Consider the following 13,400-nt stretch of genomic DNA (forward strand, 5'->3'; position numbering starts at 1 on the left):
ACACGAGAGATTGTTTTCGGATGTATTATAACGCGTTTACAATGCGTTTAACGAGTGGCGGGCCTTGATAAATAAAAGCCGAATAGACTTGGACGAGAGATGCACCCGCATTGAGTCTGTCTTTTGCGGCTTGTGGCGAATCTATCCCTCCCACTCCGATTATCGGAATAGCACGATCAAGTGCTTTGCTTAGCTTGCGCGTGACATCTAGGCTCATTTCTGTCATGACAGAGCCGCTCAAGCCCCCCATTTCATCTGCGTGCTTGAGCCCCGCGACTGCATCACGGGATAGCGTAGTATTTGTGGCGATTACACCGTCCATCTTACTGTTGATAAGAGATGCAGCAATGCTGTCTATTTCAACATCGCTTAAATCTGGCGCAATCTTTATGAACAGCGGAACATATTTGCCATGGGTTTGCGTCAAAGTTTCCTGCGCCGCTTTTAGGCCAGCTAACAGCTTATCGAGTGCTTCGCCATACTGAAGATTTCTTAGACCTGGGGTATTGGGTGACGAAATATTGATCGTCACATAGCTAGCATAAGGATAAACCTTGTTGAGGCATATTAGGTAATCTTCGAGCGCATTTGCCTCTTCGGTATCTTTATTTTTGCCGATGTTAATCCCAATTGGCCCTTTGAATTGTGACTTTTTCACTTGTTCAATGAGATGATCAACGCCTTTGTTATTAAAACCCATGCGGTTAATAATGGCATGTTTTTCAGGGATCCTGAATAAGCGAGGCTTCGGATTGCCTGGTTGTGGGCGCGGAGTAACGGTACCAATTTCAACAAAACCGAACCCCATACTAGCAAAGGCATCAATGCAATCGCCGTTTTTATCCAGTCCAGCGGCGAGTCCTACGGGATTATCAAATGTCATTCCAGCAACGGTGACGGGCTTTTTGATTGTGGGTGTGCTGTACATCCATTTCAGCGGTGTGTGTTGTGTCTTGTTTAACCAGTTAATGGTGAAATCGTGACTTTTTTCAGGTTCGCACTGAAGTAAGAGTTTTTGCACTAAAGATTGCATGTTTGTGTTAACACTCGCTCATTAAGGGCTAGGATTATTGTTTGTGTTTGCGGCACCGAAATTCAGTACTTTTATATAAACACAGCTGCGAGAGTTGGCAGCATTGAACACCCAGCCAATAAAAAGCCCTGATTAACAGGGCTTACATCATTAAGGTACGGGTATTCTAATGGTTAGACTTCACGCTTAAAAGCATCAATTCACGTAAAGCGACAGAAAATTTCGCAAATTCGTGTGTTGTACTGGTCTTAAACTCAGACATCATGTGATACCAGCGTTTAAGCAGAACTTGATTGCTTTCAATCCACTCGTCTAGAATTTGGTCAGCATCGCTTAAGTCTTTCCGTGAAGCCAGCAAATTAGCGGCAATGGAACGCTGCTGCCAGTCAAGCTCTTCTCGGTAAGATGCACGTGCAAGTGCCTGCCAGTGGTTGCTTACCGCCTGATTGTTTATTTGGTCCAGGAACCAATGAAGCTCTAAACGGTAACCTAACTGATAGTATAGCTTTGCGACCACGTCGGTATCATGCTTGTCAGCTTCCACTATTTGCGCAAGATCGAAGCTTGAGAACATGTTTGAGAAACTAGCCACTTGATAAGCGATATCCTCCGGCACACCCTTGTCGATATATTTTTGCGTCGCGGCTTCAAGCTGCGCATATTCGCTTTTAACAAGATATTGCTGTAAGTTTTTCGACAAAGTATCAAAAGTACCGCGGTAGCTTGCAATGGCCTCTTCAATTGTTTGCGCTTTGTTGCCATGGCGTATATACCAGCGTGCGGCACGGCGCATAATTCTGCGCGCTTCATCCAGCATCTTCAACTGTAGTTGAGCAGGAATAACGTTATCGAGTTCTTCAATACGTGCCCAGAGGGTTTTCATGTTGAATATGCCGTGGACAATAGCGTAAGCATCTGCAATCTCGCTCACACTTGCGCCGGTTTCTTCTTGCATCCTGAAAACAAAATTAAGGCCCATATCGTTAACCATATTGTTTGTTAACTTAGTGGCTATAATTTCGCTTCGCAGGGGATGCTGCTGCATATGCGTAGCAAACTTTTCGCGAAGAATTGATGGGAACGCTTCAACCAATAGCTTACCGTGATAAGGGTTATCAGTGATTTCAGGAATGTTAAGCGCGTCTTTTAGCACCATTTTACCGTAGGCTATCAGCACGCTCAATTCAGGGCGTGTTAACCCTTGATCAGTTGCTACGCGGTCTGAAATCTCATCATCAGTTGGGATGAATTCCAACTCACGATTTAGCTGCCCCTCACGCTCTAGACCGTGAATAAAGCGTAGTTGCTCTTTAAGCTGTTTAACCCCTGCAAGCTCAGTGATGGAAATGGATTGAGTTTGACGATAACAATCCTCTATCACAATACGACTCACGTCATCCGTCATATCGTAAAGAAGTTTATTGCGCTGTTTGAGGGTTAATTCACCGTCGTTCACGAGGCTATTAAGCAAGATTTTGATATTCACTTCATTATCTGAACAGTCAACACCGCCTACATTATCGATAAAGTCAGTGTTAACGCGGCCGCCGTTAGACGCATATTCTATACGTCCTAATTGCGTTAAGCCTAAGTTACCGCCCTCGCCCACAATTTTCGCCTGGACATCGCGCCCATTTACACGCAAGTCATCGTTAGCGCGGTCGCCCACATCGGAATGAGATTCTTTCTTGCTCTTAATATACGTACCAATGCCGCCGTTCCACAGAAGGTCCACAGGCATCTTTAAGATATTATGAATAAGCTCGTTAGGCGTCATGGTAAGTTGACGCGTACCTAACCACTTTTTCATTTCAGGCGTAAGCTTAATCGACTTGGATGCGCGGCTAAATACGCCACCTCCTTTCGAAATCAGCTTACTGTCATAATCTTCCCAACTCAGGCTTGGGTTTTCAAACAGACGCTGACGCTCTTTATAACTGGCTGCCGCATCAGGACTTGGATCAAAGAAAATATGCAGATGGTTAAATGCTGCAATAAGGCGCGTATGTTTTGAAAGCAGCATCCCGTTTCCAAATACGTCACCCGCCATATCACCCACACCGACGCACGTGAAGTCCGTAGTTTGACAGTCTATACCGATTTCACGGAAATGGCGTTTAACCGATTCCCATCCACCGCGTGCAGTAATTCCCATTTTTTTATGGTCGTATCCGATACTTCCGCCAGAAGCAAACGCATCGCCAAGCCAGAAACCAAACTCCTCAGCAATGCCGTTGGCAATATCAGAGAAAGTTGCGGTACCTTTGTCAGCAGCCACAACGAGATACGGGTCGTCATCATCAAGGCGGACGACATCCCTTGGCGGAACAATTTCGCCGTTAATAATATTGTCGGTAATATCAAGTAAACTGGTAATAAAAATGCGATAACACGCTTGGCCTTCCGCTTGAACAGCCGCGCGCCCTTCACCTACAGGCAAGTTTTTACAAACGAAACCGCCTTTTGCACCCACAGGAACAATCACGGTATTCTTAACTTGCTGCGCCTTAACCAACCCCAGTACTTCTGTTCTAAAATCTTCCTGACGGTCTGACCAACGCAACCCACCACGAGCAACTTTACCGCCTCGCAAATGCACACCTTCTACACGAGGACTATAGACGAAAATTTCGAACTTGGGCAGCGGAAGCGGCATCTCAGGAATAAGTTCTGGCAACATTTTAAACGATACGTAAGATTTTTCGTTACCGGCTTCATCTGGCTGATAGAAGTTTGTACGTAACGTAGCTGACATCATATCTAGATAACGACGAATAATGCGGTCATCATCCAAATTACTCACATTATCCAACTGCACTTTAATATCTTCTAAAAGCGCTTCTTCTTTCTTGACGTTGCGTTTCTTTTTGGGATTAAAACGTAGGTCAAAGAAATCAACTAATAAACGGGCTATGTCGGGATAGTTCGACAATGTATTAGCAATATAATCGCGGCTGAAGGAACTGCCTGTTTGACGCATGTATTTAGCGTAGGCGCGCAAAATTGTCACCTTTCGCCCGGTCATGTTTGCGCCGAGAATTAAGCGGTTAAATGCATCGTCTTCTAACGTCTTGGTCCATACTTTCGCAAACGCGTCTTGGAACAACAGCTGCGCATTCTCCATATCAAAATGCTGACCACTTTTGTGCAGCATGGTGAAGTCCATCACCCAATTGCGCTCACCCTCTGAACAAGTCACTTTGTAGGGACTTTCATCAATTACGCGTAACCCAAAATTCTCCAGCATAGGCAGAACGTCAGATAAGTGAATAGGCTCTGCACGATGAAAAAGCTTAAGCTTAACGACTTGGCTATCAGCGTCCTCTTCTTGTGGACGGTAAAAGAGCATATCAAGCGTATGGCTATCGTTTAACATTTCGAGTTTGCCAATATCGACAAGCGCCGCTGATGGAAGATTGTGTTCCATATAGCTTCGAGAGAATGCATTATTATATTTACGCTCAAGCGCTTTGCCAGATGCCTCTCCGTGAGCTGCAGAAATTGCAGAAGCTAATCTATCATTCCACGTTTTGGTCAACTCAATTATATTTTGCTCTATTTCCTTCACATCGAATTCCGCATTGTTATCGTTGACTCGTGCAATGTAGTGCGTGCGGGCATACACAGACTCTGAGAAAAACGTGGTGAATTCCACTTCTTCAGTCGCTCCTAACGATGCTTTCAGAAGCGCTTGGGTCTCTTTTCTTAGCTGAGTGTTGTAGCGCTCTCTTGGTACAAATACCATGCATGAGAAAAAACGTCCGAAGATATCTTTACGAATAAACAAACGAGAGATACCTCTCTCTTGCATCTGAAAGATGCCCATGACAATTTGCGCTAACTCTTCAGCCGGTGTTTGAAGTAACTCATCACGGGGGTACGTTTCTATAATATTCGCAAACGCTTTGTAAGCATGAGTGCCTGGCTCAAAGCCAGAGAGTTCACAAATGCGCTTTATCTTTTCTCGAAGTATTGGCAGTTGCGTCACGCTATTGTTGTAGAACGATGCCGAGTACAAGCCCAGGAAGCGATGTTCGCCCACTACCTGACCGTCTTTATTGAATACCTTAACGCCAACATAATCCATAAAGGCCGGGCGATGGACTCGTGCCCGAGAATTTGTTTTCGTTAAAATCAATGGATTCTTACTCAAAGCCTCTGCTCTTGCAGATGCCGGTAAACGAGACAATAGGCGTTCACGGTCATTAATTGAATTTTTTAATAACCCGAGACTTGTTTCATTTTTAGGTATCCATCTATGATCGCCTTCAATCGCTTTTACATCGTAATAGCGATAGCCCATCATGGTGAAGTTGTGGTCGCTTAGCCACTCCAGATACGCTTTCGTTTGATTTTTCGCTTCCGCTGATACTGGCCAATTGAATTTCGCGTAATTATCAATGACGTCTCTCAGGGTATTAGTCATACCTTGCCAGTCTTGTACCGCTAGCGACACTTCATCAACCACAGAATGAAGTTCTTTTGTTAGCGCTTCAATATCTTTTTTTGATGTTTGGGTATCAATCTCAATAAAAATTACCGTTTCTTTCTTGGCACCTTCAATCGATTTGCCAGGCTCTACAAACGCCTCTACTTTGTTCGTATCGTCTCGCTTAATACCAATGGGGCTGTGTAGAAATAAGTGTGCAGTAATGTTCAACTTGTTCAACAACATGCGTACAGAGTCAACTAAAAACGGCATGTCAGATACTATTATCTCGACGATAGTGTGGCTTGAATGCCACCCATGCTTTGCTATTTCTGGGTTGAATACGCGTATATATGGAGCGCTGTTGTCAAATTTTGCAAGACCGTTCCACAAGCTGAGTGTTGCACCATAAAGGTCGCTGTCGTTGCGATTTTCTAAATCATCGCTTGAAATATTTTTATACAACAGACGTCCGAATTGCTGCACAAGAGACTTCTGCTTGGTATCTACCTTTTTATCAATAAGTGCAAATACGTTATCTAGCAGTACTGAGTGTCGCTGTGAGGTGACTGTCATTTGTTAACCTTTTTGAATGTCATAATACCAATCTGATTTGGTATAAGTGCCGAGTACCTAACTATTTTCTCTAATAAATGGCGCTAATGAAAGCCCATTTTTAACCTTATATTAACAGCATAGATAACTATGCAGAAAACACCCAAAAAAAAGGGCCAAAAGGCCCTTTTTTATGCTTAGCTATGCAAAAATATTTTATGCATTAGGGTCGTTTCTGTTCCACCACAAGAATCTCGCTAGCGCCGGTAGTACGATTATTGCGCCAAGCATGTTCACGACGAACATGAAAGTAAGCAATATCCCCATGTCCATTTGGAATTTAAGCGAAGAAAACACCCATGTGCTCACGCCAATTGCTAGCGTGATACCCGTAAACAGAACCGCACTTCCTCGCTCTTTCAAGGCAGCGAAATAGGCTTCCTGAACGGTTGCGCCTTTCTTCAACATTAAGCTCTTGGTAGAGAGGATATAAATACCATAGTCCACACCAATACCCACGCCGAGTGCGATAACTGGCAAGGTAGAAACGGTGAGGCCAATTTGAAGGTATGTCATTAGCGCTTGCGCGAGCACAGACACCACGTAAAGCGGTATCACCACTACCAGAGTTGCGCGCAGGGAACGGAAACTAATAAGACATAACGCAATCACAGCGCCAAAGACATAAAGCATCATTGGGTCTTGCGCAGCACTTACCGCCTCGTTAGTCGCGGCCATCACGCCAACGGGCCCTGAAGCCAGGCTGAACTTCATATCGTCGGTTTGATATTCATCGCGATATGCCTTAACCGCATCAACCACGCGAGAAATTGTTTCCGCTTTGTGGTCTTCCATAAACAGGATAATTGGCATAACAGAGCAATCGCCGTTAAGTAGACCAGATGAAGTAGGTACGCGGGAAATAGCCTGTACTAGCGTTTGCTGATTACGCGGAAGCACCTGCCACTTGACGTTACCTTCGTTATAGCCCGCGTTAACAATTTTTGCGACAGAGGCTAACGATACGGCAGACTGCACGCCCTCGACGTTCTCCATTTTCCACTGGAAATCGTCCATGGCTTTCATGACACTGTGTGACGTACAAGCTTCAGGCGTGGTTTCTACCAGAATCGAAATATAGTCTACTGTTACCTCGTACTTATCAGTGATCAAAAACGTATCTTGGTTATAGCGAGACGTTTCATGAAGCGCAGGCGCGCCAGCATGCAGGTCACCGATTTTCATGTTTTGTGCTTGGAAATGACCCAACACAAACAAGATAGCCGTAACGAGTAGAATGACAGCCGCAGGCTTTTTACGCGAGCATGCCGCAATGATTTCCCAAAATTTGGAATTTTCGCTTTCCTTACCTGCAAATTTTTCCACGTATTTCTGGTCGAGTTTCAAGAAACTCATCAGGACAGGAAGCAGCAATAGGTTGGTAAGAATAATAACCGCAACACCCATACTCGCAGTGATCGCCAGTTCACGGATGATACCGATATCGATAACAAGTAGTGTCATGAATCCCACAGTATCCGAAAGCAATGCGATACCGCCGGGCACGAGTAAGCTTCTGAATGCTGCCATCGACGCACGTTTCGCACCAATACCTGTCACAGCTTGCTTTTCAACTGCGTTGATCATCTGCACACCATGGCTTACACCAATAGCAAATACCAGGAATGGAACCAGAATTGACATGGGGTCCATACCAAAACCAATAGAGGTCAAGAGCCCCAGCTGCCAAATAACCGCAATAATTGAACATACGAGCGGCAATAGGGTAAGCATGATACTGCGCGAGAAGAAGTACACCATAACTGCCGTAATTGCGATTGCTATGGCAAAAAACAGTAATACGTCTTTCGCACCGTCGGCCACATCACCAATCATCTTTGCGAAGCCAATAATATGAATAGACGTGTTCTCGTTCTCATACTGACCGCGCAGCTGTTCTTCAAGCTCTGCAGCCAAAGCCAGGGTGTTGAGTGGTTCGCCGGTTTGCGGGTCAATATCAAGCAATTGTGCAGTGACCATCGCACAGCTGTAATCACTGGATACTTGTCTTCCAACAATATTGGCTTTTTCCACGTTTGCAGCAACCAGTTCTAACGCTTCTGGGCTGGCTGAATTAAAGTCAGCAGGTATTACAGGACCGCCAGCAAAGCCACCCTCTACGATTTCGGTAAAACGGGTCGACGGCGAGAAAAGGGATATGACAAGTGAACGGTTCACACCATTTATGAAGAAAAGTTGGTCATGAACATTCTTTAAAGTATCAAAGAAATTTTGATTATAAATATTATCGTTCTTGTCACATACTGAAACCAAAATATTATTGGCGCCACCAAAATCCTGGCGATGCTCAATGTAGGTTTTCATGTATTCATGGTTTAGCGGAATGTTTTTTTCAAAACCTGCATCTAAGCGCATGTGAGAGGCTTGGTAACCTAGAAAGATCGTTGCAATGGCGAAAAGCGCCACCACAATTTTACGGTTCCCAAACACTAATTTTTCAAGAAAATGGGTCATTGTTTTTATACTGCCCTATTTTAAATTCAACGTTTTAATGCCGTTTGCGGTAACAGCGATGCTTACACCGTTAAACTGCGTAGCATTTAGAAGCGCGGCTTTATCTTTTATCTGTGATACGACAATGCCTTCGTCAACTTCGCAATCTGAAGAAGAGGCGTATGGGTCTCGCATACTGGTGGGAAGTGGGCGCTGTGCGCTCACCATCATTCCGTTGTTACCTAACGCGTAAACCTTCGATTCAGAGCCAACAAGTATAGAATTGAGCGTACTGGTTGAACAAGTTTGCACGTACTCCCATTCTCCTTGGTTTCTGTTGACAAAAATATTTCCGCGAAGCCCTACCGCTAACACCGTGTTGTCATCTAAGGGTTTAATGTCGAAAAATGAGCCGGTGTAGTCTACATAATAGCGTTCCCAAGACTCACCCATGTTAGTACTTTTTGCTAACAAGCCGGCTTCACCCGCTAAATAAAGTGTATCGCCGTCAAGTGTGATTCTATTTAGATGAGGTAAGATAGATTCCAACTCTTGCTGATAAAACTCCTCGTTTTCCTTACGGATATCTTCAAGGTACTCTTGGTCCATTGGGTCTAGAAGACTGGCATGTCGTTCTGCAGCCCACGTCTTCCCACCGTCTAATGTACGGTAAAACAGGCCATAGGCACCTGTTGCGATACCCTGCTGTTCGTTAAAGAAAAGAACATCTAAAAATGGGCGTTGAAGATCCGGTTGATAATTTTGGACCTCCCAAGTTACGCCTCTATCTGAAGAATGAAGAATGACAGCGTCGTGACCCACTGCCCAGATGTGTTCGCCCACAACCGTTGTTGCTGTAAGCGTTGATTGAGTTGGCACGGCTTTCTGCTCAAATGCCTTGCCATCTTCTGACACTAATACATGACCGCGTTCACCGACAATAACGACAAATGAATCAGCGTCTATGTCCAAAAGAACCGATTGCTCAACCAATGGTGCCATGAATGCTTCTTCGGCAAGTGCAGCTGTAGAGTAATTAACTGCGAATGTGGCGGCAATGCACGCTGCAATGGTTTTTTTCATAATTAACCATTCCCCCTATTTATAATTGTCTGCATACAAAAACGGTTGGCAATTGCCAACCGTTTGTTGTGTAAGGCGATTAGCGCATACCTTCTCGTCGTAACGCCTGAGGCGTGAATTCCACGTCTTTAGGTCGTACTGAGAAGTCGTACATTTCCTCTTCGTTATCAAGACCAATAGCCAAGTAACGACGAGAGTTTAAATCGTAGTACGCATCAAGTGTTGACCACTGTGTTGGCACTTCGTAGTAGTTCACACCATAAGCTACACCAACACGGTAAAGTTCGCCACGATTATCATACATATCAGCCACTTGAATTTGCCAGCTGTCTTCGTCTATGAAGAATACGCGTTTTTGATAAATATGACGGAAACCTTCTTTAAGTGTGGCTTCAACTACCCAAACACGGTGTTTTTCCCAACGAGTTAGGTCTGGGTTAACATGATTTGGTTTCAAAATATCTGCATAAGACGCATTATCTGAATGTAGCGCATAGTTATTATAAGCCACAAACATTTCTTGCTTACCGACAAGTTTCCAATCATAGCGGTTTGGTGAACCGTTAAACATATCGAAATCATCGGTAGTTCTTAGGCCATCTGCTGCTGTTCCCGGCGTGTCGTACGCAATATTAGGAGCAAGACGAACGCGGCGCTGCCCGGTGTTATAAGTCCATGCTTTTCGTGGCTCTTTAACCTGGTCAACCGTTTCGTGTACAAGCAATGCAGTTCCCGCAAGACGTGCTGGCTGGGTCACTTTTTGCTTGAACATAAACAGAATATTATCTTCTGTTAGCTTCTCTGGCGTTGCGTTTTCTTCTGCATATTTAATGAGTAACTGTTCATCGAAACCGATAACGTTGTAATCACCGCTAGTCGTTACCGCGGCTTGACCGCCATTACGCTGAACCGCTTCGCCTCGATAACGAAGAATGTGATTCCAAATTGCTTCAAGACCATTTTGTGGAATCGGGAATGGGATGCCGATTACAGCACCTTTAATACCATTACCGTCATCTAAAAGCTCGGCTCTTGTTGCGTTTACCTTTGTTGCGTCATAAATAGCCTGCGGGTTTGACGCAGAACGACGTGTTGGATAAACCGGCATGCGGAATGTATCAGGGTAAGCTTCAAAAAGCTTTTTCTGACCTTCTGATAAAAATTCCGCATACTCTTTGTAGTTTTGTGCTGTTATTTCAAAGAGCACTTTATCTTCTGGAAAAGGGTCTTGGTGATGGTCACCAATGGTGTAACCGGCCGGTGCTGACGTTATGCCACCCGTCCACGCTGGGATACTTCCGTCCGCATTGCCTGCCTTTACCGCACCTAGTGGAGTGAGTTCGTTACCCAATTTGTTTGCGTCTGCATCAGACACTTTGGCTATAGCGCTTGCACCAGATAAGGCTAGTGACAATGCTGCAGCAATAATTCCTACTTTTTTAATCATATCTGTACCACTCTCTAGATTGCATATCGGATGTTAAATGAAATGAAGTCGCGGTCTGCCAATGCGTTGGTAGTTCCGATACCACCCCAGAACGCACTGTACGATGCCGTAGCTTCCCATTTACTCAAATAATCGAGTGTAAATGAAAGTGCGGCTGACTTAACATCTTCTGTGAAAAGGAATAATGGATCTGGCGTTGTACCGTCAACATCATGTGAGAACGTACCGCGAACACGAAGATTCATACCTGCGAATATTGAGTTGTAATCAGCAACAGCAAGTAAACGATAACCCCATGCGTCATCAGTAGCAAATGGGTTTGTCTCTGGACCATCAGACAAAGCCTGATGTAAACCTTGACGCGCATTGCCATTGATAGGCTCTAGCGACGGTGTACGTGAAGTACCCGGTGCGTTTAGACGAATGACGTCAGGGTCTGGCATATCTACGATATTTACGTACCCTACTTCGCCTAAGAGGACAAAGTTATCTGCGCCAAATTTTGGCCCGAATACATGTGAAGCAGTAAACTGCATCTGCCACGTGTCAGAGAAAAGGAAACCTTCTGCGGTCTCACCCGGACCTACAGCGCGACCGATGTTGTTTAGCTGTGAAATACCTTCGAGGTCTGGACGTAAACCTGCATTAGCAAGCTGCTCTGGCATACCCATGTAAAGCAATTCAACATCGTCAATTTGAAGTGGCTCATCTACGCGATAAGCGAACTCACCAGCAAGCGCTGTTGTGCCGATGTTGGTGTTGAAGCTCATACCGTAAAGCTTGATATCTTCAGGGAAGAAAAACTCAGATTTTGTGAATGCACGCAGATCGGTAATGTTATCTCGCGTTACCTCGTTTGATGCGATAAACGCGAGGTCCGCACCTATACCCGCTTGCGTGAAGTCAGACGTAACGCCTGAGATAAGCGGGCGCTGGCTATGATAATTGATGTGATAAAAACTAAATTCAGTTTCGTTTAAGTTTTCGGCAAACCACGTCAAACGAAGTCCATATTGACCTTGGTCGTCTGCATCGTTACGCACTTCATCGCTGAAGCCTCTCACAGCCACTTTTGTAGGATATGCCAAGTATGCCTGAGAAAGAGCGGACGCGTCAGCACCTGAACGAAGCGCATCGCCTAACCCATTTAAAGCAGACAACAGGTGCTCTAAATCAATATCAGGGTTACCACTGAAGCCTAACTGGATGTTATTGCGTTGACCGCCCTCTCCTGCGAAGTCATTGGTCGCAAAGTAGCTACCTGCAACAGGAAGCCAACTCTCCTGCCATTCATATTGATAATAGCCGGAAACACTTACTGTGTCTGTTAGGCCTAACGACGCATACACCATTCCCACAGGCAAAAATACTTCGCGCAATTCTGCACCTGGTGCGCGAGCTCGCGTTACGTCAACAGGGTTAGTTGTATTGATACCGTGTTGGATAAATGTACTTTCACCCCAGCTAATCACCTGACGACCAACGCGAAGCGTTAGAGGTTTGTTTCCAATCCACCAATCGCCGTAGAAAAATGCATCGTATAAACGAACGTCATTACAAAGAAGATCTTCGGCTTCAGGATCTTGACACAGGTCATATTGGTTACCCGTGATTGGGTTGGAGTAAGGACGGTCTCCGTCCATTTGCTCAAAATCATAGAACCAGAAACCACGAGCGAAGAAACCGTAGTCGCCGAAATTAATATCTAGTTCATGCGTTCCAGAAACTTGTGTTGCGAAAGCGTCACCTGGATCGTGAGCAAGATTACCCAAGTCACCATTCGTTGAATAACCACCGTCTGCCAAACCCCACACATCGCCACTCGGGTATAAAGGATTAAAAGCAGCGTGATAGCCACTCCAGTCAAACTGAGGATGATTACTGTTACCGATTAGACTGTAATCTCGCGACTCTGTACGAATACTTGTAGCAAGTGTAAAGGTAGAATCGAGGGTAATACTTACATCACCTACCTGCCAGTTTGCGGCGTGAACTGGAACTGCAGCAGCACCCAGCAGTGAGAGAACTCCCGCTGCTACTGGTGATATCTTAAAAGCGCTAGGCCCGTTTTTCATATTTTTATACTCCCAAGTCGATGTGACTTAATACGTGACATCATGACCAACCATAACGATTAACAAAATCATTACATCATTTTGCCATAACCGCAAGAACTAATCCTACCAGTTAACAAAATTTACAACATTAATCGTATCAAATAGTTATTGGTTTATTGTGAGTATAAAAGGCATTTATAAACTTGCAGAATAATTGAACAAATTTATCGTAAAATTACGTCGCTACCTATTGCTAAGTGTTTGATGGAATGGATCGATTTC

General features: G+C 44.8%; 6 protein-coding genes. All 6 read right to left on the reverse strand.

Annotation, left to right across the window (positions count from 1 at the left end):
* Window positions 1–25: 25 nt before the first annotated feature.
* Window positions 26–1,033: a quinone-dependent dihydroorotate dehydrogenase gene (pyrD, locus tag GVO63_RS08190; RefSeq protein ID WP_159579033.1), complete on the reverse strand. Its 1,008-nt coding sequence runs from the start codon at window positions 1,031–1,033 to the stop codon at window positions 26–28.
* A gap of 166 nt (window positions 1,034–1,199) precedes the next feature.
* Window positions 1,200–6,038 (reverse strand): NAD-glutamate dehydrogenase, encoded by a 4,839-nt coding sequence (locus GVO63_RS08195; RefSeq protein ID WP_159579035.1) that lies wholly within the window; start codon window positions 6,036–6,038, stop codon window positions 1,200–1,202.
* A gap of 195 nt (window positions 6,039–6,233) precedes the next feature.
* A complete protein-coding gene (locus GVO63_RS08200) occupies window positions 6,234–8,552 on the reverse strand; it encodes an RND family transporter (protein WP_159492662.1) in 2,319 nt (772 codons plus the stop codon).
* A 15-nt stretch (window positions 8,553–8,567) separates the two neighbouring features.
* The gene (locus GVO63_RS08205; RefSeq protein ID WP_159492661.1) at window positions 8,568–9,614 is read right to left on the reverse strand and encodes a YCF48-related protein; all 1,047 of its coding nucleotides are present in this window, start codon (window positions 9,612–9,614) and stop codon (window positions 8,568–8,570) included.
* A 79-nt stretch (window positions 9,615–9,693) separates the two neighbouring features.
* Window positions 9,694–11,061 carry a DUF1329 domain-containing protein gene (locus GVO63_RS08210; RefSeq protein ID WP_159579037.1) on the reverse strand — a complete coding sequence of 456 codons (1,368 nt, stop codon included), beginning with the start codon at window positions 11,059–11,061 and terminating at the stop codon, window positions 9,694–9,696.
* A gap of 14 nt (window positions 11,062–11,075) precedes the next feature.
* Window positions 11,076–13,136 carry a DUF1302 domain-containing protein gene (locus GVO63_RS08215; RefSeq protein ID WP_159492659.1) on the reverse strand — a complete coding sequence of 687 codons (2,061 nt, stop codon included), beginning with the start codon at window positions 13,134–13,136 and terminating at the stop codon, window positions 11,076–11,078.
* Window positions 13,137–13,400: the final 264 nt, after the last annotated feature.

Origin of the sequence: Alteromonas sp. KUL106, assembly GCF_009811415.1 — a bacterium.
GTDB lineage: Bacteria > Pseudomonadota > Gammaproteobacteria > Enterobacterales > Alteromonadaceae > Alteromonas.